Source organism: Streptomyces marincola (assembly GCF_020410765.1).
Lineage (GTDB): Bacteria > Actinomycetota > Actinomycetes > Streptomycetales > Streptomycetaceae > Streptomyces > Streptomyces marincola.
On sequence record NZ_CP084541.1, the window covers coordinates 1,402,785 to 1,424,198 of the forward strand.

The 21,414-nt window shown below is 74.3% G+C and carries 21 protein-coding genes; 4 read left to right on the forward strand and 17 right to left on the reverse strand.

Annotated elements, in window-relative coordinates; all coding sequences use genetic code 11:
- Positions 1 to 634: 634 nt before the first annotated feature.
- The 7 genes from LC193_RS06030 to LC193_RS06060 form a co-directional block, all read right to left on the reverse strand.
- Positions 635 to 1,819, reverse strand: coding sequence for a helix-turn-helix domain-containing protein (locus tag LC193_RS06030; RefSeq protein WP_226072271.1), 1,185 nt, complete (start codon positions 1,817 to 1,819; stop codon positions 635 to 637).
- Positions 1,820 to 1,941: 122 nt separating this feature from the next.
- Positions 1,942 to 2,169 carry a hypothetical protein gene (locus LC193_RS06035; RefSeq protein ID WP_086160946.1) on the reverse strand — a complete coding sequence of 76 codons (228 nt, stop codon included), beginning with the start codon at positions 2,167 to 2,169 and terminating at the stop codon, positions 1,942 to 1,944.
- On the reverse strand, positions 2,166 to 2,339 hold the full coding sequence (locus LC193_RS06040; RefSeq protein WP_226072272.1) for a hypothetical protein: 174 nt from the start codon (positions 2,337 to 2,339) through the stop codon (positions 2,166 to 2,168). The genes LC193_RS06035 and LC193_RS06040 overlap by 4 nt, the downstream gene beginning before the upstream one ends.
- 365 nt (positions 2,340 to 2,704) lie before the next feature.
- A complete protein-coding gene (locus LC193_RS06045) occupies positions 2,705 to 3,886 on the reverse strand; it encodes a helix-turn-helix domain-containing protein (RefSeq protein WP_226072274.1) in 1,182 nt (393 codons plus the stop codon).
- Positions 3,887 to 3,998: 112 nt separating this feature from the next.
- On the reverse strand, positions 3,999 to 4,562 hold the full coding sequence (locus tag LC193_RS06050) for an RloB family protein (RefSeq protein ID WP_226072277.1): 564 nt from the start codon (positions 4,560 to 4,562) through the stop codon (positions 3,999 to 4,001).
- 55 nt (positions 4,563 to 4,617) lie between these two features.
- Positions 4,618 to 5,931 (reverse strand): AAA family ATPase, encoded by a 1,314-nt coding sequence (locus LC193_RS06055; protein WP_226072280.1) that lies wholly within the window; start codon positions 5,929 to 5,931, stop codon positions 4,618 to 4,620.
- Positions 5,932 to 6,083: 152 nt separating this feature from the next.
- A complete protein-coding gene (locus LC193_RS06060) occupies positions 6,084 to 7,238 on the reverse strand; it encodes a glycosyltransferase (RefSeq protein ID WP_226072283.1) in 1,155 nt (384 codons plus the stop codon).
- Positions 7,239 to 7,423: 185 nt separating this feature from the next.
- Here LC193_RS06060 and LC193_RS06065 point away from each other — a divergent pair, with 185 nt between their 5' ends.
- Positions 7,424 to 7,912: a hypothetical protein gene (locus LC193_RS06065; RefSeq protein WP_226072286.1), complete on the forward strand. Its 489-nt coding sequence runs from the start codon at positions 7,424 to 7,426 to the stop codon at positions 7,910 to 7,912.
- Positions 7,913 to 7,949: 37 nt separating this feature from the next.
- Here LC193_RS06065 and LC193_RS06070 read toward each other — a convergent pair whose 3' ends face one another.
- The gene (locus tag LC193_RS06070) at positions 7,950 to 8,102 is read right to left on the reverse strand and encodes a hypothetical protein (RefSeq protein ID WP_226072290.1); all 153 of its coding nucleotides are present in this window, start codon (positions 8,100 to 8,102) and stop codon (positions 7,950 to 7,952) included.
- 43 nt (positions 8,103 to 8,145) lie between these two features.
- A complete protein-coding gene (locus tag LC193_RS06075; protein ID WP_226072292.1) occupies positions 8,146 to 8,577 on the reverse strand; it encodes a GNAT family N-acetyltransferase in 432 nt (143 codons plus the stop codon).
- Between the two features lie 144 nt (positions 8,578 to 8,721).
- Here LC193_RS06075 and LC193_RS06080 point away from each other — a divergent pair, with 144 nt between their 5' ends.
- Positions 8,722 to 10,164 (forward strand): hypothetical protein, encoded by a 1,443-nt coding sequence (locus LC193_RS06080; protein ID WP_226072294.1) that lies wholly within the window; start codon positions 8,722 to 8,724, stop codon positions 10,162 to 10,164.
- Between the two features lie 69 nt (positions 10,165 to 10,233).
- Here the strand turns inward: LC193_RS06080 and LC193_RS06085 are convergent, their stop codons facing one another.
- From LC193_RS06085 to LC193_RS06100, 4 genes are all read right to left on the reverse strand, one after another.
- Positions 10,234 to 10,806 (reverse strand): dihydrofolate reductase family protein, encoded by a 573-nt coding sequence (locus LC193_RS06085; protein WP_226072295.1) that lies wholly within the window; start codon positions 10,804 to 10,806, stop codon positions 10,234 to 10,236.
- Positions 10,807 to 10,899: 93 nt separating this feature from the next.
- Entirely contained in the window at positions 10,900 to 12,189 is a 1,290-nt protein-coding gene (locus LC193_RS06090) for an MATE family efflux transporter (RefSeq protein ID WP_226072296.1), read from the reverse strand.
- Positions 12,186 to 13,958, reverse strand: coding sequence for a lipopolysaccharide biosynthesis protein (locus LC193_RS06095; protein WP_226072297.1), 1,773 nt, complete (start codon positions 13,956 to 13,958; stop codon positions 12,186 to 12,188). The genes LC193_RS06090 and LC193_RS06095 overlap by 4 nt, the downstream gene beginning before the upstream one ends.
- Complete coding sequence (locus tag LC193_RS06100; RefSeq protein ID WP_226072298.1) at positions 13,955 to 15,232, reverse strand: glycosyltransferase family 4 protein; 1,278 nt, start codon at positions 15,230 to 15,232, stop codon at positions 13,955 to 13,957. Before LC193_RS06100 ends, LC193_RS06095 begins: the two co-directional genes overlap by 4 nt.
- A 155-nt stretch (positions 15,233 to 15,387) precedes the next feature.
- On the opposite strand from LC193_RS06100, the gene LC193_RS06105 reads away from it, so the two are divergent.
- The gene (locus LC193_RS06105; protein ID WP_226072299.1) at positions 15,388 to 15,858 is read left to right on the forward strand and encodes an adenylyltransferase/cytidyltransferase family protein; all 471 of its coding nucleotides are present in this window, start codon (positions 15,388 to 15,390) and stop codon (positions 15,856 to 15,858) included.
- On the opposite strand, the gene LC193_RS06110 is transcribed toward LC193_RS06105, so the two are convergent.
- On the reverse strand, positions 15,774 to 16,529 hold the full coding sequence (locus LC193_RS06110; RefSeq protein ID WP_226072300.1) for a CDP-alcohol phosphatidyltransferase family protein: 756 nt from the start codon (positions 16,527 to 16,529) through the stop codon (positions 15,774 to 15,776). The genes LC193_RS06105 and LC193_RS06110 overlap by 85 nt on opposite strands.
- A gap of 253 nt (positions 16,530 to 16,782) precedes the next feature.
- Between LC193_RS06110 and LC193_RS06115 the strand changes: the two genes are divergently transcribed.
- Entirely contained in the window at positions 16,783 to 17,784 is a 1,002-nt protein-coding gene (locus tag LC193_RS06115) for a hypothetical protein (protein ID WP_226072302.1), read from the forward strand.
- Positions 17,785 to 17,812: 28 nt separating this feature from the next.
- Here the strand turns inward: LC193_RS06115 and LC193_RS06120 are convergent, their stop codons facing one another.
- The 3 genes from LC193_RS06120 to LC193_RS06130 are packed head-to-tail and all read right to left on the reverse strand — an operon-like array spanning position 17,813 to position 21,065.
- A complete protein-coding gene (locus LC193_RS06120) occupies positions 17,813 to 18,583 on the reverse strand; it encodes a bifunctional DNA primase/polymerase (protein ID WP_226072304.1) in 771 nt (256 codons plus the stop codon).
- A 59-nt stretch (positions 18,584 to 18,642) separates the two neighbouring features.
- Positions 18,643 to 19,704: a small ribosomal subunit Rsm22 family protein gene (locus LC193_RS06125; RefSeq protein WP_226072306.1), complete on the reverse strand. Its 1,062-nt coding sequence runs from the start codon at positions 19,702 to 19,704 to the stop codon at positions 18,643 to 18,645.
- The gene (locus LC193_RS06130) at positions 19,701 to 21,065 is read right to left on the reverse strand and encodes a Bcr/CflA family multidrug efflux MFS transporter (RefSeq protein ID WP_226072308.1); all 1,365 of its coding nucleotides are present in this window, start codon (positions 21,063 to 21,065) and stop codon (positions 19,701 to 19,703) included. Before LC193_RS06130 ends, LC193_RS06125 begins: the two co-directional genes overlap by 4 nt.
- Positions 21,066 to 21,414: the final 349 nt, after the last annotated feature.

Genomic DNA, 21,414 nt, shown 5'->3' on the forward strand with positions numbered 1-21,414 from the left:
TCCCAGATCTGGCCGGGCGCTCGAACGAGTGGAATCCTGGCCGACGTCGAGGCCCTGCACGGAGACGGCGCGCAGTCGTGCACACCTCCTCTTCCCCTGTGCGGGCCGTGCGCGCCGTGCGTCCCGTCCGTGCGGCACCGCCACCGAGCGAAGCGGGCAGCAGCACGGCAGCCGATATCGTCGGCACACCCGCTCAACTCCCAGAAAGCCCGAGGAGCGCGCCCATGCACGCTCACGGGGACGACTTCGACAGGTGGCAGGCCGAAGGCGATGCGGAGGCAGTACAGCGGACGGAGGACGAGTGGTTGGACATCGCCCGATACGTTCGGCACGCGGCGAACAAGGTGGGCCCTCGGCTTCCGCTCTGCCTGCCCGGTGAACCGGAGGAGTGCGGGCGGAGCGCGCAACAGCACGTGCTCGCATGGTCTGCGGCGCTCAAAGCTGCCGCGCACCACATCATCGAGCAGTCCGCCCCGAGCAAGGCGCGTGCGGCACATGTCGCCGGGCCCCTGTTTCAACGGCGTCTCGCGGAGCTTCGGGCCCAGCCCACGGTGAGCGCCCCGCACTGACCCGGCAACGCCGATATCGGCCCCGAAACGGGCCCCCGGTCGGCCTCCGCGACCGACCCGGGGAGTCACAGCGGCAGTCGGACGGCCTCCGCGAGTCGGCGCATGTCCGGCGTCAGTGTGCGGCGGCGCTCCGTGAGCAGTCGCACGATGTCCTGCGCGTACCGCTGATGCGGCAGCCACTGCGGCGCATCGCGGTGAACGGCGGACAGGGTCTCAACGGCCTTCGCGTACCGTCGCGTACGCACCTGCGCGTGAGCGACATCCAGCAGGTGGCGATTGCGCGAGCCGTTCGTGGCACTCATCTGCTCGACACCGACTCCCGCCGAAAGCCGCAGCACTTCGTCCGGCCGGTCGCGCACCATCGCGTACTCCGCCCGCTGCATGCGGACTGCCCCGACCGACCAGGTGTGGATGAAGCCCAGGTCGAGCAACTGGTGCGGACGCCCCACCGCCACGGCGGCGGCGTGGGCCAGCCTCAGCGCCTCCGCCGCCTCCTCCGGCCGGTTGTCCCTGCCCGCGGCAGCGGCGGCGCGGAGCAGCAGCCACCCCCACATGGCCAAGTCGGTGGGCGTCGCGCGGGACATGCGCGGCTCCAGATCGTCGGCCCACTGCACGGCGAGTTCGCGCACCTCGTCCACGTGTCCGCGCCGCAGCAGCAGCCAGCACCGGAGGTCGACCGCCGCGGCGGCGGTGCGTGCGTCGGGCGCCTGCCGCAAGGCCCGGGTGAGGGCCTGGTCGGCCAGGTCGTACTGACGCGTCTGGGTGAGCAGGCGACCTGCCATGGTCAGGGCCCGCATGCGCAGGGCAGCGCCCTCGGGCGCGAGGTCCGCCAACGCGTGCGCGTCCCGGATGAGTTGCGGCAGCAGCGTGGCGACTCCGCTGAAGTTGCCGCCCCGGTACTCACGCGTCACCGCGTCCACCGCCGCGCGCACGCCGCGCACCGTGGGCGCCTCCGCGACGTCCGACCCCGTATCAGCGAGCGCCCGCCCGACCTCGTGCCACGCGCCGGACGGCTCGGCGGCCGGGATGCCCACGCGGTCGGCGCTGCCGCCGGTGATCAGGGCGCTGGTCGTGGTGCCGAGGACGCGGGCGAGACGGTGCAGAGTCTCCCAACGGGTGTCCTGGCGCTCGCCCTGTTCGATCTTCGTGATGAGGGAGTAGGAGACGCCCGACTCGCGGGCCAGGTCGCGTGGTGACAGGCCGACGCGCTTGCGCGCCTTGCGCAGCCTGTCGCCGAGAGTCTCGGACATGGCAGTACCGCTCCGTTCCGACTCGACAGCAGAACGGTACCGGTGGAACGGGGCCGCGGGACAGCGCTCGGTCACGACGTACCCGCCGCTCGCAGCCGCGGCGGCTGCGAGCGGCGGCGCCGTCAGGCCGGCCGCCCCCGGGGGATGCGGGGGTCGTGGCGGCGTGCGGCCCACAGCACGGTCCGCCGGTTCATGACCAACGTCTCGCCCGTTTCGAACTCCAGCCGCTTGCGCCCGGAACCCAACGCGGTCATGTCCCGCACGGTGAAGGGCTGCCCGCCGATCACGACCTGGTCCCCGGCCCGGACCGTGGCCGCGTCGATCTCCACGGAGACGAGCACCCCTCTCACTGGTCGGTCTCCGCGGCCGGGGCGGGCCCGGGCTCGGGCACGACCTTCACAGCGGGCGGCGGCGCCGTGACGCACGCGCTCGCGGGGTAGATCAACACGTCACAACTCGGGCAGTGGGCACCGTCCTCACGGCGGACCAGCTCCCGGCCGGGGTGTTGGCACACAGACACGACGTATTCCTCCTGAGGGTGAAGAACAGGAGCGGCGAGCAGGGCCCGCCGCATGGGTCAGGCACGTGCCGGTCGGCGACATCAGCCACCCGGGCAGCCATCAGTCCGGCCACGGCACGCGCACGGCGGTCGTCGGCGCTCGCCCGGTGGCGGCCCGTACCAGTCGGGCCCGTCACCGGCCGCCGCGGCGGCGATGATCGCGCGGCGCGCCCGCTGACCGTGAGTACGGCGCGGAGTGTGAGACATGATCGGCTCCTGTGACTGGTCGGTTACTGACCGTCCGTGGTGCCGATGAAGCTACGCCCGGTGCGGAGAACCCGTCGATGGGCGTTCGGAAGGCGTGCTTCCGGAAGTCACAAAGAGCGTTACATGGGCAGGTCGAGGGCGTCCGCCAGGGTCCGCATCTGCGGGGTCAGCGTTCGGCGGCGCTCCACGATCCGGCCCACGATGTCCTTCGCGTACTGCTGGTTCGGAAGCCACTCCGGGGCGTCGCGCAGGATGTCGAGCATGGTGGTGACCGCCTGAGGGTGGCGGCGCAACCGCACGTGTGCGTCCGCGATGTCGAGGCGGTGGCGGTTCAGGTTGTTCGTCGTCGGGCGAACGCCCCCCTTCGGCACCCTTTCGGCCAGCCGGAGCACTTCCTCGGGCTGGTCCCGCACCATCGCGTTCTCTGCCTGCTTCAGAGCCACCGTTGTCGGGCCGAAGGTGCGTAGGCGATCCTCTCTGGGCGCATGCTCACGCCCCATGGCGACCGCGACGGACTCGGCCAACCGCAGCGCGTCGTCGGCCTCCGCGTCCCGCGCATCCCGCGCGCCCGCCGCAGACGCCCGCAGGAGCATCGAGCCCCACGCACTCAGCTCTCCTATGGTCGCCCGGGACATCCGGACTGGTTCAAGATCATCGGCCCACCGCACCGCGAGCGCGTCGGCCTCGGCCAGTCGGCCCCGCCGCAGCAGCAACCAGCCCTGGGTGTTGACGGCCGCTGCGGCCTGAAGCCGGTCAGGCGCATCAGCGAGAGCCTGAGCCAGCACGTCCTCGGCGGTGTCGAACTGCCGTGTCTGCGTCATGAGCCAGCCGACCAGTTGCAGCACCCGGACTCGCAGGGGACGCCCCTCAGGGTCCAGGCCCGCAAGGGCGTCTGCATCACGGATCAGTGCCGGCAAAGCGGCACCGAGCCGCCCGAACTCCCCTGCGGCGAACAACGGGACTGTCGCGTCGAGTGCGGCCCGCACCCCCGCGACCGTCGGCGGTTCCGCGATGTCGTCGTCGTAGAGCCCGGCCGCGGCCCGGCGGACCGGCGCCCACTGCCGGTGCGTGCCGCCGTCCGCCGACGCCTCGACGTACTCGACAATGAGTCCGGTGGTCGGAATTCTCAGGGCCAAGGCCAGCTTCCGGGCCGTCTCCAAGCGGGTGTCCTGGCGCACGCCTTGCTCAAGTTGCTGGATCAGGGAGTAGGAAACCCCTGAGATCCGGGCGAGCTCACGTTGGGTCAGCCCTCGGCGCTTCCGGGCTCGGACCAGGCGTTCTCCGATTTCGCTGCTGGGCATGGCAGTACCGCTCCGTTCCGGCTCGACAACAGAACGGTACCGGTGGAACGGGGTGGGGGAACAGCGTTCTCTCCCGCCCGCATCCGTCGGGGGTGTCGGGGCCGGGGACGGGCTACGGGCAGATGGCCCGTACCACGCGGTGGACGCCGGACGACAGGTTGGGGTCCTGGTTTCCCTCGCACCTCGGAGGGCTTTCCGCTCTCCTCAAGGCGTCCGGGTAGGCCGCGTACGGGAAGTTCCTCGGAACGTTCTTGTCGCTGAACCCGTGGCGCTTCAGCCTTCTCCGCAACTCCTCCTGCGTGCACGCCGCCACGCAGTCCGCGTAGTGCCACAGGACCCAGATCTCGAAGCACGGGTTGCTGACGGCGGTCGCGACGCCTCGTTTCCCCGCCAGGGCCAGCGCCTGTTCGAGGTTGCGGTGCTCGTCGACATCCACCACGCACCAGACCTCGTCGAACGGGTCTCCCTTGCGCTGCTCCTCCGCCCTTCGCTGCTCGGCCTCCCTGACGCCCCGGACGGGGTCCCTGCCCACCCCGACCGTCCGCACCGAGACGACCTGCGTGGCCGTGGCCCGCACATGCGCGCACAGCCCGTCGAAATACTGCGGTTCCGTTCTCGTTCCCTCGGTCACGACCAGGATCTTCCTGCGCTCGCCGCGCGTTCCGCGCTTGCGCACCAGATCGGCCGCCCCCCTCCTGCCCCGGGGAATAACGCACCTCCGCCTGATTCGCCTATGAAGCCCGATGGGTGAGCGCGTCGCGCAGCCTCTCGTAGGAGAGCACGGGCACGGCGCCGTATCGTCCGCCCAGGTACCGCCGTTCCACGTTGTGGTCCGCGCGCACCGGGAATTCGGCCAGGGAGTACACCTCGGAGACACCCGACGCGTTCTTCTCCACGAACCAGGTCTCCTCGTGGGCGAGAACGTCCCCCACCAGCCCGCCGAGCAGTGTCGTGTCGTGGGAGGTGAAGATGAGCTGCGCGCCCGCGACGTTCACCTGCTCGTCCTTGAACAGCTGGATCAGAGCGGCGGTGAGACGCGGGTGGAGGCTGGCGTCGATCTCGTCCACCACGAAGACGCCGCCCGCGCGCATCGCGCGCACGGCCGGCATCGCGAGCGCCAACCACGACACGGTGCCGCTGCTTTCGCGGTCGATGTCCAGGCGTTTCGTCGCGCCCTCGGCGCCGCTCGTGTGGGCGAACGTGAGCACCTTCTTCTGCGCTTCCATGACCCGCGCCCAGTACTCGGGGGGCCGCGGCTCGCCGGACAGGGCCTCCATCGCGCTCACGAACCGTTTCTCGAAGTCCTGGTCCAGCTCCTTTTCCTCGATGGCCACTCCCTCGATCCCGAGGTCCGCGAAGCTGAGGATGGACACGGCGGTGGCGAGGGCGGCCTCGTTCGTGAGCCACTGCTTGACGCGCTCCACGCGGGCCGACTTGTCCGCCTCGTCGAGGAGCACGAACTCGACGTTCCGCACGAGGTGCCGCCACAGCGGCGTCAGCGTCGGATGGTTGCTGTTCGCGGCGACCGAGAGGTACAGGGCGTTGGGGCGCACAAGCTTGCGCATGGTGCTGTTCTCGCCGCCCAGCGTGCGTCCGAAGGTGATGCTCTCCGGCTCCCGGGCCTCCCGCTCGAACAGCTTCCTGCGGCGGCCCTCCGGGTAGGAGAACAGCCATTCCGCGCGCACTCCCGAGGCGTCGGACTCGAACCCGTAGCTGTACCGGACCCCGCCGTGGACGAAGTCGGCCTCGTACTCCGAGGCCCGACCGGCGAAGGAGTCCTCAAGCAGGAAGGGGTAGTGCGGGAAGTCCTCCCGGTGCCCCCACGCCGTCGCGGAGTTCCGCACGGCGGCGCGCATGAATTCGAGGGCGTGGATGAGGGTCGATTTCCCTGACGCGTTCGCACCGTAGATCGCCGCCACCCGGGTGACATAGGGCTTCCAGTCGTCCTCAGGCGGCCTCGCGGTGCGCAGGCGCGTCGTGGTCAGGGTCAGCTCGGCACGGTCGCGGATCGACCGGTGGTTGCGTACGGCGAAACTGAGCAGCATGACCTCTCCCGGCGCTTCGACCGCTCCTTCAGCCTCCTGTGGGACGGTCTTCGACCTGTTGCCCCCTGAAAACGCATTGTAGGTGCGCTTGGAACGGCGCGGGGAGCAGAGTCGCCGCGTGCCCGCGGGTGTCGCTCCGCGCCCGGGCCGGGTCAGCGCGCGGGGCCGCGTGCGCGCCCGGCGCGGGTGAGGACGTCGGTGTAGACCTCCTGGAGCGAGTCGAGCACGCGGTCGATCGTGAAACGCTCCCTGACCAGGCCGAACGCCGCGGCCGAGGCCCGCTCGTTCGCGGCGGGCTCCAGCAGGTCGAGGACGGCGGGCCCGATCCGTTCCGCGTCCGTGACCACCCGGCCGGCGCCCGCGCGTTCGACGTCGGCGGCCAGGCCCGTGGTGGCGCGGACGACGACGGGCGTGCCCACGGACATCGCCTCCAGGACGGAGACCGAGAACGCGTCCTGCTCCGACGGCAGCACGAACACGTCGGCGGCACGCAGGCGCGCCATCACCCGTTCGCGCCCGTCGACGGGGCCGACGGCGTCGAGGGCGTGCCGCACGCCGAGCCGCTCGGCGTGCGCGAGGGTCGCGGCCAGGGCCCCGGTGTCGGGCCCCGCCAGCACGAACCTGGCGTCGGGGTGCCGGGCGAGCACGGTCGGCATCGCGGACACGAAGTCCTCGGGCCGCTTCCCGGCCTGCACCCTGGCCAGGTACAGCACGGTGGGCGGACCGGCGGTGCGGCGCGGTGCCGCCTGCCCCGGCACGCCGTTGACGAGCCGGTACTGCCGTCCGATCGGCGCGGGCGCGACCACGGCGGCCGTCTCGCGCCGCTCCCGCTCGGTGAGGTACAGCACCGCGTCGGCCCGGCGCAGCACGCGCCGCGCCCCGAGCGCGTCGACGAGCCGGGCCACGGGCTTGTCGGTGGGGTCGACCATGCCGTGCGTCTGGAGCACCAGCGGCGTCCCGGCGCGGAGGGCGGCCAGCGCGAACGGCAGGGTGATCAGGTCGCGCATCAGGTGCACGTGAACGATGTCGGCCGAGGCCGCCCAGCGCGTGGCGCGGGACAGCAGCGCGGGCGAGGTGATGCCGCTGACCTCGAACCGGGGCAGCACGTGCCGGGCGCGGAAGAGCCGGACCGGCACGCCCTCCACCTCGCGCGGCAGCGGCCCGGGGCCGAACTCGTCGCCGAGCGCGGTCAGAACGGCCCGCTCCCCGCGCTCCCGCAGGGCGCGGACCTGGCTGAGCGCGACCCGCGTGGGTCCGCCGAACGCGTGCGTGGGCGTGTGCAGCGTCACCACGTGCAGGATTCTCACCCGACCAGCCCCCCTCGGCCCGCCCCGTTTCCCCGGGCCGTGATTGTGTCACGGCGCGCCGACGACGGCCGTTCCGTGCGGGACGCCGGTGGCGCTGGAGTCGTTCAGGGGCCGCGGAACGCCTGGTTGCCTAACCTGGACGGAACGGCCCGGCGGCGCGGCCGGAGTGAGGAGGTTCCCGGCCCATGTCCCTGTTCGACGAGCGCAGACGGCTGCCGCGCACTCTCGACATCGTTCAGTCCGTTTTCCTCGTGGCCTGCGTGGCCGGGGTGCCGCTGCTGTGGCCGCACACGCCCGATGTGCCGAGCCGGATCGCGATCGTGTGCTGCCTGGGCGTGCTGCCCGCCCTGATGCTGGCCTTCCACAGCCGGGTGCGGGTCGACGCGCGAACGGTGCGGCTGTCCCTGTTCCCCGTGTGGCGCAAGACGATCAGCCGGTCCGACATCGTCGGCTCCCGGCAGCGGCGGGTCTCGGTCCGCGACCTGAACGGCCTGGGGCTGCGGCCCACGCGGGACGGCGCGCTCGGCCTGGTGCTGCGCGGCGGGGACGCCGTGGAGATCGAGTTGGGCAGCGGCAAGCGCTACCTGGTCGGCACCGGCCGCCCGGCGGCCCTGCTGCGGGCGCTGGCCCCGGGACGCGGGGCCGGCGCCAGGGACGCGGCCTCGGCCCGCTGACGCCGCGCGGCGCGGTTCCGCGCCAATTCCGCACCGGTCAGATGCCCGTCCGTTCCTTCGCGTCGCCGCGGGCCCGCCCGAGCCGGTCGCGCTCGATCTGCCGGGCCGCGGCGGCGGCGACGTGGGCGGGCGGCCCGGCGGGCCCGCCGCGCGGCATGGTGGTGGAGTACCTGCCGGTGGGCTCACTCATGCCGCCCATCCTCCCCGTCCGCCGGCCGGGCCGGGGCGCGGGGTCATCGCGGGGTGGACGGGCGGTACATGCCGATCGAGTCGTGCGTCGCGGTGTCGAGGAACCCGAACTTCTCGTAGAGCAGCCGCGCCGGGCCGTCCGCGATCAGTGACACGTACGCGCTCGCCGGGGCGCGGCGGTCCAGTTCGGCCGTGAGGGCCGCCACGATGCGCCGGCCGAGGCCGCGGCCCTGGTGGTCGGGGTGCACGCAGATGTCGACGAGCTGGAACGCGGTGCCGCCGTCGCCGATGATCCGGCCCATGCCGACGGGCTGCCCCCGGTGTTCGAGCACCACGCCGTACCAGGTGCGGGGCAGGGCGAGCGCGACCGCTTCCGGTGCCCGGTCCGAGAGCCCGGCGTCGGTGCGCAGGCGGCGGAAGTCCTCGACGGAGGGCACTCCGGGAACCAGCGTGTAAGGGTCGTGCGTCGCGTTCATGCCTGACACGTTAGCCAACGGGCCCCTGTCCCGGAACGGCCGGGGCCGGGCGGCCGTACCGCCCGTGGGGCGGGTCCTGGGCCGACGGCGCGGCAAGTCCCGTGATCCGGCGCGGCCTTGGCGGTGGCGGCCTAGACTGGGCGGGTGACGGTTGAGGTGCCCGGCAGGGCCGTGCTGTCCCGGCCGTTGTCGGTGCCGCTCATCGGCGGCCTCGTGGGGGCGCTGCCGCTCGTGGTGGCGGCGCAGCCGGGCGTGGGCCTGCGCGACACGACGTTCTGGCTCCAGCTCGTGGTCGCCTGCTACGCCGGGGTCCGGCTGTCCGCGATGGTGCTCTCGGGCAGGCGGCGGCTGATCCAGGGCGCGTTCTGGCTGTTCGGCTACCTGGCGATGGGCATCGCGCCGCTCGCGCAGAGCGTGCTCGGCCGCGACCCGACGCCCGTGCTCGGGCCGCGCGGCGACACCGAGATGGCGACGGTGCTCGTGCTGTGCGGGATGGTCGCCTTCGACGTGGGCGCGCTGCTGGCGCGGCACCGGCCGCCGACGCGGCGCGTGCGCCGGCCCGCGGCCCGTGTGCACCGCGGGCGGCTGTACCTGCTGGTGGCGCTCGCGTACGTGGCGAGCGCGCTGCTGATCGTGCGGCTCGGCGGCCCCGAGGTGTTCTTCACGAGCCGCCAGGAGATCAGCAGCACGTTGAACGAGGCGACCGGCGGCGGGGCGGGGGACGCCGGCGGCGAGGCGGGCAACGCGCTGCTGCGCGGCTTCGGCACGGTGCCCGCGATGCTGGCGCTGCTGTTCCTCACGCGCTGGCTGGTGACCTCGCGCGCGGCGCGGCGCAGCCCGGCCGTGCTGCTTCCGTGGGCCGGGCTGATCGTCGTCAACACGATCGTCAACAACCCGATTTCCAACCCGCGGTACTGGTTCCTGACGGTGCTGTTCGCGCTGCTGTTCACGGTGTTCCCGCGCAGCCCGGTGATGTACCGGGCCGCGCTGGCGCTCGGCGTGGTGATCGCGTTGCTGATCTTCCCGTTCACCGACCGCTTCCGGTACGACGAGGACGGGCGGCAGCCGGTGGAGACCGACGCGCTGCTCGAACCCCTGGTCGTCAAGGACTACGACCAGGTGAACATGCTGGCGAACACGATCACGTTCGCCGGTGACGGCAACGGGCACAGCTACGGGGAGCAGGTGGCGGGCGCCGCGCTGTTCTGGGTGCCGCGCAGCATGTGGGAGGACAAGCCGCAGGACACCGGGTTCCTGGTGGGCGGCTGGATGGGCACCAACAGCGCCAACCTGTCGTCCCCGCTGTGGGCCGAGCTGTGGCTGGACTTCGGCGGGCTCGGCATGACGGTCGGCTTCCTGGCGGTGGGCTACTTCGCGGCCCGCACCGACCGGCGGTACGTGACGCGGACGGTGGACGACCCCTCGCCGGGGAACGTGCTGGCCGTGGTGGTGCCGGTGCTCGCCGGGTACAGCTTCATCCTGCTGCGCGGCTCGCTGCTCCAGGCGTCGGGCCGCATCGGCATCGCCGTCCTGTGCGTGCTGCTGGTGACGACGCTGCGCGACGATCCGCGCGCCCGGCTGCGCTGAGCGGCGGCGCGAGCCGCGCGCCCGGCGGTATCCGACGGCGTCCGGAGAAAATCAGCGAGCCCGGCGGGCTCAGCGGACGACGTCGAAGACGTTCAGTTGCAGTCCATTGGAGAACGCCCGGTGCTCGGTCAGCTCCAACTTCTGGGCGTCCTTGTCCGTGTCGCTGAACAGCCGCTTGCCCGCGCCGAGCAGCAGCGGGAACACCAGCAGGTGGTAGCGGTCGATCAGGCCGGCGTCCGAGAGGGCGCGGTTGAGGGTCGCGCTCCCGTGGACGATGACCGGGCCGCCCTCGGTCTCCTTCAGCGCGGCGACCTCGTCGAGCGAGCGCAGGATCGCGGTGTCGCCCCAGTCGGTGACCAGGGCGTCCTCGGTGAGCGTGGTGGAGACGACGTACTTCGGCATCGCCTTGTAGCCGGCGAAGTCCTCCATGCCGGGCCAGACCGGGCTGAACGCCTCGTAGCTGACCCGGCCGAGCAGCAGCGCGGCGGACTCGCGCTGCTCGCGGTCCTTGATCTCGTACGCCTCGGGAACGAACTCGATGTCCTTGAAGGTCCAGCCGGAGTTCCGGTAGCCGGGCTCGCCGCCCGGGGCCTCCACGACGCCGTCGAGCGAGACGAAAGCGGTGCTGATGAGGGTGCGCATGCCCGTCCTCCTGGTGTCCGGTGGGGGTGGGCCGCCGGTGCGGCCGGTGCCGGTGCCCGCCGCGGCCCCGCGGCCGTGCCGTGCACCGGCTCGTTACTGAGACCGGGAGTCGCGCGGAGACTCATCGGTCGCGGCGTCCGCGTCCTCGGCGGCCCGCGCGCGCTCGTGCCCCGGGCGCCCGACGACGGTGCGCAGTTCGAGCGCGACCCGCAGCCACACCGCCGCGGCCTTCGCCGCCGAGCCGGCCGCGAGGCCCCACGCGGCGCCCGTGACCCCGCCGACGGCGTAGCCGGCGATCAGGCAGCACACGGCGAACGCCGAGAAGACGAGCTGGATGGGCAGCGTGGCGCGCGGCACCAGCACCCGCAGCATCAGCAGGCCGCAGGTGCCGAGCGCCATCGCCGCGTACTGGGTGCCGGTCGCGGGCAGCAGGTCGACCGCCACGTGCCACGTGTCGCCGAGCAGCGCGCGCCCCGCGCCGTCCGGCAGCAGCGCGAGTGCGGCGGTGAGCGCCACCGCGAGCGCCGCGAGCGCGCCGCCCGCGCCCACGGCGGCGCGGGCCTGCGCGTGCGCGCCCGGCCAGCGGCGCAGCAGCGGCGGGCCGAAGCCGGTGGCGGCGTTGAACAGGACGTTCAACGGCCCGAACAGGGTGGTCGCCCCCCGCAGCGCGCCGACGGCCACGGCGCTGCCGAACAGGCCGAGGCCGATGACGGCGGCCTGCGTCCCGGCGTTCCCGACCCCGAACTCGATCGCGAACCGCCGCCCGAGGTGCCGCCGTTCCAGCAGCGCGGCCGGCCTGAACCCGCGGCTGCCGCGCGTCAGGCGCGCCAGCAGCAGCGCGGACAGCGCGAGCGCGGGCAGCGCGCCCACGCCCCACACCAGCACCATCCGCCCGGCGCCCGAGCCCTGCGGCTGCGCCAGCAGCAGGGGCAGCACGACGGCGCAGCGCAGCAGGTCGGACAGCAGCGCCAGGTGCGGGCGGCGCAGCGCGGCGAACGCGTATCGCAGCACGTCCTGGGTGAGCACGACCGGGAGCACCGCGCCGAGCGCCGCGAGTCCCGCGGCCGTCCGGCCCGGCAGCGCGACCGTCGCGGCGGCGAGCAGCGCGCCGATCGCGGCCGAGGCCGCGAGGGTGAAGGCCGCGGAGTCGCGGCAGTGCCGGTGCAGTTCGGCGTCGCCGCCGCGGCGCAGGGTCAGGGCCTGCCCGACGTAGGCGCTGCCGAGGCCGAGCAGCACGGTGAACACGGTGTAGACGATGGCGAACGCCGCGAAGGCGTCGACGGTGGCCAAGCGGGCCACGCACACCACGACGGCGATGTTGGTGAACGCCGCCACGCCCTGATCCGCTATGGAGGCCGTGGCGGCCGAGGTGAATCTGCTCACTGCCGGGAGGAACCGTCTTCCAGGTCGCTGGGGTCGAGAACGCGCAGGCCGAGGGTTTCCGAGCCGACGTCGCGGTACTCGGGCGGAACGCCGCGCGAGCGCCGGTCCCCGTCGCGCTGGCGCTGTACCGCCGTGCCGGCCGCCTGCCGGCCGGCGTGGTACCCGTCCTGCGGGCCTGCCTCCTCGGCGGGGGCCGTCTCGCCGCGGGCCGGCTCCTGGCCGCCGCCCCAGGAGTGCAGCACGGCGCCGAGCAGCAACCCGCCCGCTCCGACGACGAGTTCGCGGACGCGGGCGAGGTCGTCGCGCCGCACCTGGGAGGGGTCGCAGACGACCACGACGCCGTCCACGCGGTCGACCAGGGCGATGGCGTCGGCGTAGGACAGGACGGCCGGGGCCAGGACGACGACGACGGCGCCCTTGGTGTCGGCGTGCCCGATCAGCCGCGTGGCGGCGTGGGAGGTCAGCGCGCGCGGCACGTTGCGCACGCGGCGGCCGGGGACCAGGTCGAAGATGCCGGACTCGCCCGCGTCGATGGGCACCCGGACCCGGCCGGGCCAGCCGCCGTCCGCGCCGCCGGGCCCGCCGGCCCAGCCGGGGCGGACCCCGTCGGCGTGCCGCAGCTGCTCGGTGAGGGTCGGGGTGCGCAGGTCGGCCTCGACGAGCAGCGGGTCCATGCCCATCTCGGCGAACGCGGCGCTGAGGTTGACCGACGTGGCCAGCGGGGCCTCTATGGTGCCGCGCGGCGCGACCACCAGCAGCCTGCGGCGCTGCGCGAACGACTCGTCATAGGCGAGGCGGAACGCGACCGACCGGTACTCCTCCGCGAGCCGCCCCTCGGCGAGCAGCTGGTCGGGGTGGTCGCGGCCGGTGCGCGGCAGGACACCGAGCACCGGGGCGCGCAGCGCGCGCGTGACGTCGCCAGGGGAGCGCACGGTGGGGTCGAACACCAGGCGGACCCACGCGGCGAGCAGCCCGAGTCCGATGCCGACGATGTAGCCGAGGCCGAGCAGCAGCGGCAGTCCTGGGCCCGAGGGGCTGCCGGGCACGCCGGCCTCGGTGATGACCCGGCCACCGCTGGTGTCGAGCGCGCGCAGGCTGGAGATCTGGGCGTTGATCTCGGAGATCTGCCCCGTGACCGTGCTGAGGTCGGCGACGGCCGTGTCGTAGCCGCTGCCGCCGGCCAGCCCGTCGATGTCGCCCTCGAGTTCCGCACGGCGTTCCAGCAGCGGCTCGCGCTGCGCTTCGAGGGAGGCCACGTTGTGCGCGATGGTCTCCTCGGCGTCGGCCCGCCGGTTGCCCAGGTAGGCGGTGACGAACGCGTTGGCGCGCTCGGCGGCGAGGTAGGGGTCGCCGGCCGAGTAGGCGAAGCGCAGCACCTCGGTGTTGGGCGGGTTGGTGACGGCAAGGCCGCGGCCGAGCCCTGGCGCGGCCTCGGGCGCCAGGCCCAGCTCCTCGGCGGCCCGCCGGGCGACGAGGTCGCTGACGGCGGTGCGGCGTTCTGAGCCCATCGCGACCCGGTCGACGGGCGTGCCGGCGAACGGGTCGGCCGTGGGCGTCCTGACGGTGACCTCGGCGGTGGCGATGTAGGTCTCGTTGGCCGCGAGGCCGAGCCAGCCGCCGCCGGCCAGGCCGAGGAGGATGCCGCACACGATGAGCAGCCGGTAGCGCAGCAGTTGCCTGAACTGGTCGCGCAGCTGGTCGGGTTCGTCGTAGGGATGGGTGCCGCCCGGGCCCGCGGCGGCCCGGGTGTCCTCGCGCGGTGCGCTCATGCGGGCCTCTCCCCCTCACCGGCCGGCTGCCCCGGCCGCGCGGTGGCGCGCCGGCCGCCGAGGGCCAGCGCCTCGTCGAGCAGTGCGGTGACGCGCCGCAGCCCGGCGGCGCGCGACAGGTGCGCCTCGGCGTACGCGGCGCCGCGCGCGCCGGCCGCGTCGGCCGCCGCCGGGTCGGCGGCGAACGCGCGGGCCGCGGCGGCCAGCGCGGCCGGGTCCTCGGGCGGGACGACGCGGCCCGCGCCGGAGGCGCGGACCTCGGCCGCGGTGCCGCCGCCCTCGGCGACGGCGGCCAGGACGGGCCGGGCGGCGCGGAAGTAGGAGGTCAGCTTGGACGGCACGCTCATGTCGAGCACGGCGGCCCGCTGGGTGACGACGAGCACGTCGGCGGCGGCGAGCACGTCGGGGAAGTCGTCCGCGGCGGCGGGCGGCAGGAGTTCGGCGTTCGGCACGCCGGACGCCAGCCGGGCCAGCCGGGCCCGCTGGCTGCCCTCGCCCATGAGCACCACGTGCAGTCCCGGGTCGTGGCGCGCGGTGTCGATCAGGACGTCGAGCCCCTGCTTGAGGCCCATGTTGCCCGAGTGCAGCAGGACGGTGCGGTCCTCGGGCCAGCCCAGGCGCCGGCGCGTCCGGGCGCGCGGGGCCGAAGGGCCGGGCACGTGCGACCAGTTGGGCACGAGGCGGACGCGGTCCTCCGGCACGCCCAGGGCCGCCAGGCGCGGGCGGAAGGTGTCGTGGATGACGCCGACCAGGGTCGCGCCGCGCAGCATGCGGCGCTCGGCCGCGGCGGCGGCGCCGGCCGCCCGGCCGCCGCCCGCGATGCCGCTCTGCGCGGCTGCCGCGCCCATCAGGTCCTGCACCACGGGGACATAGGGGACGCCGTGCCGGCGCGCGACGCGGGCGGCGAGCAGCCCGCCGGCGAGGCTGGGCACTTGGGCGAGCACGGCGTCGGGCCGGCCGGTGCGCGGGGGCGCGAGCAGGCCGCCGGCGAGGATCGACGCCTCGTACACAGCGCGCCTGAGCGCGGTCTGCCGCGGCGGAACGGTGTGCCTGCGGCGGTGGACGCGCACGCCCCCGCGCTCCTCCGTGACCCGCAGCGCGCCGCGGTAGGCCGGATCGAGGCGCCAGGCCGGGTAGTGCGGCATCCCGGCGAGCACGTGCACCTCGGCGCCGCGGGCCGCGGCGAGGTGTTCCGCGATCTGGGTGGCGTACGGGCCGATTCCGGCCTGCTCGGGTGCGTAGTTGGTGGAAACGAGCAGCAGCCGTTCGCCCACTGTCGAACCCCTTTCCCCCCGGCAGAGCCTCCCCTGCGTCGGGGGTCGGTATCAGCCTATCCGCAGAAAAGCGCGCGGTGTGACGCTATGGTCTCCGTGACGGGCCGACGTGAAGACTACGTGAAGTCATCGGAGCCGGTGGGGGGTTCGGACGGATGCCGCACAGAGTTGGCTATGCACCCGGGGTGTGGGACCTCTTCCACGTGGGGCACCTGAACGTCCTGCGGCACGCGCGCGGCCACTGCGACTACCTGGTGGCCGGCGTCGTGTCGGACGAGATGGCGCGGCTGGCCAAGGGCAGGGCGCCGGTGATCCCGCTGGTGGAGCGGCTTGAGATCGTGCGCAGCATCAGGTACGTGGACGCGGCGTTCGTCGAGACCGTGCCCGACAAGGTCGAGACGTGGCAGCAGGTGCGGTTCGACGTGCTGTTCAAGGGCGACGACTGGCGGGGCACGCCCAAGGGCGACCGGCTGGAGCGCGACTTCGCGCAAGTCGGCGTGGACATCGTGTACTTCCCCTACACGGTGCACACGTCGAGCACTCAGCTCAGGGGCGTGCTCGACGCGTTGAGCGCGGACAGCTCGCGGAACCACTTCACCGAGAACGCCGCGCAGAACACCACGTAGACCGCGCACAGCACCGCGTACCCGATGCGGAACGCGCCCGGCGCGCCGAGCAGCAGGAACAGCGCGCACAGCACCCCGTAGTCGGCGGGCAGCAGCGCGAGGGCGCGCAGTCGCGAGGGCGGCGGCGCGGGCGCCGGGGCGGACGTCTGGTGCGCGCGCTTGAGCTTGTCGGTGAGCAGCCCGCCGAAGAAGATCAGGACGGCGGCGAGCTGGAACAGCAGCGGCACCAGCAGCCAGCCCTCGCCCGGCAGGTCGAAGAAGCGGTGGAATGAGACGAGCACCGCCGCGTGCAGAGCGGTGATCTTGGCGCAGTCGACCGCGTGGTCCAGCCACTCCCCCGCCGGGCTGGACTCGCCGCGCAGGCGCGCCAGTTGGCCGTCGGCCGCGTCGAGCGCGAAGCCGAGGAAGAGGCCGGCCCACACGGCGAGGGCCAGCGGCCACGAGGGGCGCGCGAGCGCGACGGCGGCGACGGCGGCGAAGCTGCACAGGGCGCTCAGGCCGGTCACGTGGTTGGGGCGCAGGCCGGCCCTGTGGGCGGCGGCGGCGAGCAGCCGGCCGGCCGGGCGGTTGACCCAACGGGAGTAGAGGGACACGCCCTTGGCGCTCTTCTGCGCCGCCCGCAGCCGGGCGAGTGCCGCGCCGTACGTCTCGGTCCCCCCGGTCCCCGCCATGCGGGGCATCATGCCACGCGGCGCGGCCCGCGGCGCGGTGGCCGCCGCCGTTCGCCACCCATGCCCACCCCTCGGGGGCCCGACCGGCCATGGATACGATGCGGGGGCCGCAGCCGGTCAGCAGGACCGAAAGGCGGCGGCACGGAACGGCGCGCGGCCACGCGCGCGGCACCGGACGACGCAGGAGAACACCGCGGGCCCCGGGCGGGCACCCCGCGGCGCCACGGGGACGGACCACGGGGAGGGCCCAACGATGCGGGTGCGAGCACGACTGACGACGGCCGCGGCGGGGCCGGCCATGGCCCTGGCGCTGGTGGCGTCCCTGTCGGGCTGCATGACGGTGCACGGCGAGACCGCCGTGGTGCCTGCGGCTTCGGAGGAGGAGGCCCAGCGCGCCCTCGACCGCTACCTGGAGATCAGCAACGAGGCCATCGGCGAGTTCGACCCGGAGCTGAACGACACGGCGGAGGCCGGCCCGATCGGCGCCATTCGCAACGCCCAGCTCACCGCCCAGCGCGCGATGAACCCCGGCGGCCAGGACGACTTCACGCCGCTGGAACTGTCCGACCCGCAGTTCCACATCCCGCAGCAGGCCGGCTGGCCGAAGTTCTTCGTCGCGGACGTGCAGCCCAGCCAGACGCCCGACAACCGCTGGCTGCTGGTGTTCATGCGCGGCGCCGTCGACCAGGACTGGCGGGTCTCCTACCTGACGGTGCTGCCCGATGGCACGCCCGAGCTGGCGCGCGACGAGGACGGCTACCTGGAGGACCTGCCGGTGGTCGACCCCTCGGAGCTGCCGGCCGACGACCCGGGCTCAGGGCTGGTGATGGAGCCGGGCGAGCTGGGGACCGCGTTCGTCGACTATCTCCAGGGCGGCGAGGCGCCGTTCGCGGGCGGCCCCTACACCTCGGACGAGCTGGCGGAGCGCGAGGCGGCCAACAGCGACCCGGCGTTCGTCACCGAGTTCCAGGACCAGGCCGCGCAGAGCGAGGAGTACGCCCCGGTCGCGATCAGGACCGAGGACGGCGGGGCGCTGATGCTGTTCACCTCGCTGCACCACGAGAAGCAGACGATGGCCGAGGGCGAGACCCCCGTGGTCGACCCGCTGATCGAGGTCCTGATGCAGGGCGAGGCGGAACGCGCGGTGACGCTGGAGCGGGTCTCGATGCACGCCGCGCTGATCCCCGAGGTCGACGGCGGGCAGATCGAGCTGATCCACCGCTCGACGGGTGTGATCGGCGCCACCGGCGAGTAGCCGGCGCCCTGGCCCGGCGCGGGCCTGCTCAGGCGCCCTGGAGCGGGCCCGCCTGGGCGCGCCACGGGCGGAACGAGCTGCCCGCGGCCTGGCCGCTGCCGCGCGGCGCCTCCTGGTCCGCGGCGGCGGCCAGGTTGCCGCACGCCTCGGTGAGGGCGTCGAGCAGCGCGAGCGGCTCGGGCAGCGGATGCTCGGGGCCCCGCAGCCAGCGCACGCCGCCCTCGGTGCCCGAGGGCACCCGCGAGGGCGGCACCAGCACGTAGCTGCCGCGGCAGTGCCAGCGCAGCCCGGGGTGCTCGTCCACGGTCTCCGGGTGGCAGTCGAGCGCGCAGGGCCACCATTCGTCCTCGTCGTCCGGCGTGCCGCGGGTGGCGGTGAAGAACAGCATCCGGTCGGGGTCGGCGACGGCGACCGGGCCGACCTCGGTGCCGGCGGACGCGAGCCGTTCCAGCGCCGCATGGCCCGCGTCGGCGGGCAGGTCGAGCACGTCGTGGGCGCGGCCGGTCGCGGTGATGAAGTTGGCCTCGGGGTCGGCCCGCAGCCAGCGCAGGATCTGCTCGGGGTCGGTCGTGGCCTGGGTCTGCCAGGCGAGCGACACCGGGTGGCGGCCCGGGGTGGGACAGCCGATGCGCTCGCACGAACAGCCGTAGCCCTGCGGGTGCGCCGCCGGCGCGAGCGGCAGGCCCGCGCGCGCGGCGGCGAGCAGCAGCTCCTCGCGGGCCAGGGCCGCGGCGGCGCCTGCGGCTGCGCCGCGCGCACCGCGCCGCAGCCAGCGGGGGAATCTGCTCTCGCGTTCCATGAGCCTCCTGCCGCGTCACTTCTTGGCCGACGAGCCGTGGAGCGTCTGCGGCCGTTCGTTTATTCCGCTGTAACGTGCGTGTCGCGCGTATCGGGCACATCCTGCCCTGTACCGGTCCCGGATGGGTAATCGGGAGAAACGGTGGAAACGGGCGGCCACGCGGCGCCCCACTCGGCGGAGCGGGCCGCCCGGTAGTCCTCGCGGTGCCGTTTCGACACCGTGGTCCGGCCGATCCCGCCGTCCGCCGCACACACGTCGAGCAGCACCTGGCCCTTGCGCAGCAGGGGCCTGCGCACGACGCGGCCGGGCGCCGGCGCCCCCGCGACGCGCTCGTGCGCGGCGGCGACGTAGGCGAACTTCTCGTCCTCGTACGGCAGCACGCCGCCTTTCACCCGTCGGTGGAGTGCCGAACGGCTGACCCGTGCCGCGAAGTGGCACCAGTCCTCGCCTCCGGCGAGGGGGCAGGTGTTGCCGTGCGGGCAGGGCGCGAGGACGCGGAGCCCGGCGGCGAGCAGCCGGTCGCGGGCCGCGCGCACGCGCCGGTGGCCGTCGGGGGTGCCGGGCTCGACGAGGACGACGGCGGCGCCGGCCGCAGCGGCGGCGTCCACCAGGGCGTCCCGGTCCGCCGGTGGCAGCTCGCCGAGCAGGTACGAGGCGGTGACGAGGTCGGCCGCGGGCAGGTCGGCCCCGGTGCCGCCGAGGCCGGCTCTGCGCCACTCGACGCCGTCGAGGCGGCCCGCGGCGAGTTCGCGGCCGAGGTCGAGCGCGGGCCCCGCCCGGTCGAGGACGACCGTGCGCGGGCCCGGCCCGCCGGCCCAGACGGCGTCGGCGGCCCAGGCCGCGGCGCCGGTGCCGCCGCCGAGGTCGAGGTGGGTCGCGGGCGCCCAGCCCGCGGCCCGTTCCGCGAAGGCGGCGAGCGCGGCGCGCACGGCCTCGTAGGTGGCCGGCATGCGGTAGGCGGCGTAGGCGAGCGCGGTGGCCCGGTCGGCGAGGACGGGCGCGGGGCCGCCCTCGCGGTACCCGCTCATCAGCCGCTCGACGGCCTCCGCCGCCCGGCGGGGCGGCAGGCCGTCGAGCAGCTGGTCAAGCGCGGTGCGCAGGCGCTCGGAAGTGCTGGTCACCGGGTCAGGATAGGGCCGCGGGCGCGGCGGCGCGGGCGGCAGAGGGTGACGAAGCAGAGCACGGCCAGCAGCGCGAACGTGAGCTGCACCACGGCCATGGGCACCGCCGTGTCCTCGCCCGCGACGCCGACCAGCGGCGAGGCGACCGCGCCGACGAAGAACGCGGACGCGCCCAGCAGCGCCGACGCGGACCCGGCGACGTGCCCGGCCCGGTCCAGGCCCTCGGCGTTGGCGTTGGGCAGGACCAGCGGCATCGCGCCCATCAGGACGAACAGGCCGATCGAGATGGCGACGAGGCCCGGGTCGCCGAACACGCCGCTGGTCATCACCACGAGCGCCGCGGCGGCCAGGGTGATCACCAGCAGGCCGGCGGCCATGATCCGGTGGGTGGGGACGCGGCCGACGAGGATCTTGCCGTTGACCTGGCCCATGGCGACCAGCGAGATGGAGTTGAGCATGAACAGGAGGCTGAACGTCTGCGGCGAGGCGCCGTAGATCTCCTGGATGACGAACGGGGAGGCCGCGATGTAGGCGAAGAGCGAGGCGAACACCAGGCTGCCGACCAGCAGGTGGCCGGTGAAGACGCGGTCGGTGAACAGGCCGCCCATCGCGCGCAGCGCGGTGGGCACGCCGCCGCCGTTGCGCCGCTCGGCCGGCAGGGTCTCGGGCAGCCAGCGGTGGACGACGAGGACGAGGAGGAGCCCGGCGACCGCGAGCACCACGAAGATGCCGCGCCAGTCGGTGAACCGCATCAGCTGGCCGCCGAAGACGGGTGCCATGATCGGGGCCACGCCGGAGATGAGCATGAGGGTGGAGAAGAAGCGGGCCATGGCGATGCCGTCGAACAGGTCGCGGACCACGGCCCTGGCGATGACGACCCCGGCGGCGCCCGCGAGGCCCTGGAGGAGCCTGAAGACGGTCAGGGTCTCCACGTTGGGCGCGAGGGCGCAGGCCAGGGAGGCCGCGACGTAGGCGAGCATGCCGATCATCAACGGCAGCCGGCGGCCGAGCTGGTCGCTCATCGGGCCGACGACGAGCTGGCCGAGGCCGAGGCCGAGGAGGCAGGCCGTCAGGGTCAGCTGCACGGTGGCGGCGCCGGTGCCGAGGGCGTCCCCGATGTCCGGCAGGGCCGGCAGGTACATGTCCATGGACAGCGGCGGCACGGCGGTGAGGCCGCCGAGGATGAGGGTGAGCAGCAGTCCGGCCCGCTGCTTGCGACTCATGTCGCCGCGGGCCGGTGGGTGTGCCGCCGTGGCCTCGGGTCGTCCCCGGGTGGGCGGAGGGGTCGGTGGTGAGCTGGGTATCGGGTCGGTCAGGGGGGTGGAGCCGGGGGCGGCCGTGGGCTGGCCGGGCTGGTTCATGAACCTCTCCGTGAAGCGCGGGAACGATCCGATCATCCCACGAATTGATGTGCGACCCCAGTTGGTTTGCTCCGTCCGCGCCGTGCTGTGCGCCGTGCGCGCGGGCCTGCGGACGTGCCGGCCGGCGCGCCCCGCGCGGGCGCACCACCGGCCGCCACGGGCGCCGACCGGTCGCGCGGCGCCCGGTGGCCCGCTGCGCCGCGCGGCGTGGAAGCGCTGGTCACCGGGGATGCCGCACGACCGGGTGGCCCTCGGGCCCGCGTGCGGGGGCGGACCGGGAACCCGTCGGCCCAGGCCCGCGGACGCGCCGGGCGCACGCCCCCGGCGCGCTCCGCGTGCCCCTCGGCGC

Excerpts from the sequence above, each read along its gene's own strand:
- LC193_RS06075 (WP_226072292.1), bottom strand. The coding sequence starts at position 8,577 with ATGAACGCGACGCACGACCCTTACACGCTGGTTCCCGGAGTGCCCTCC.
- LC193_RS06055 (WP_226072280.1), bottom strand. The coding sequence starts at position 5,931 with ATGCTGCTCAGTTTCGCCGTACGCAACCACCGGTCGATCCGCGACCGT.
- LC193_RS06115 (WP_226072302.1), top strand. The coding sequence starts at position 16,783 with ATGCGGGTGCGAGCACGACTGACGACGGCCGCGGCGGGGCCGGCCATG.
- LC193_RS06110 (WP_226072300.1), bottom strand. The coding sequence starts at position 16,529 with ATGGCGGGGACCGGGGGGACCGAGACGTACGGCGCGGCACTCGCCCGG.
- LC193_RS06070 (WP_226072290.1), bottom strand. The coding sequence starts at position 8,102 with ATGAGTGAGCCCACCGGCAGGTACTCCACCACCATGCCGCGCGGCGGG.
- LC193_RS06105 (WP_226072299.1), top strand. The coding sequence starts at position 15,388 with ATGCCGCACAGAGTTGGCTATGCACCCGGGGTGTGGGACCTCTTCCAC.
- LC193_RS06120 (WP_226072304.1), bottom strand. The coding sequence starts at position 18,583 with ATGGAACGCGAGAGCAGATTCCCCCGCTGGCTGCGGCGCGGTGCGCGC.
- LC193_RS06130 (WP_226072308.1), bottom strand. The coding sequence starts at position 21,065 with ATGAACCAGCCCGGCCAGCCCACGGCCGCCCCCGGCTCCACCCCCCTG.
- LC193_RS06065 (WP_226072286.1), top strand. The coding sequence starts at position 7,424 with ATGTCCCTGTTCGACGAGCGCAGACGGCTGCCGCGCACTCTCGACATC.
- LC193_RS06030 (WP_226072271.1), bottom strand. The coding sequence starts at position 1,819 with ATGTCCGAGACTCTCGGCGACAGGCTGCGCAAGGCGCGCAAGCGCGTC.
- LC193_RS06095 (WP_226072297.1), bottom strand. The coding sequence starts at position 13,958 with ATGAGCGCACCGCGCGAGGACACCCGGGCCGCCGCGGGCCCGGGCGGC.
- LC193_RS06045 (WP_226072274.1), bottom strand. The coding sequence starts at position 3,886 with ATGCCCAGCAGCGAAATCGGAGAACGCCTGGTCCGAGCCCGGAAGCGC.
- LC193_RS06085 (WP_226072295.1), bottom strand. The coding sequence starts at position 10,806 with ATGCGCACCCTCATCAGCACCGCTTTCGTCTCGCTCGACGGCGTCGTG.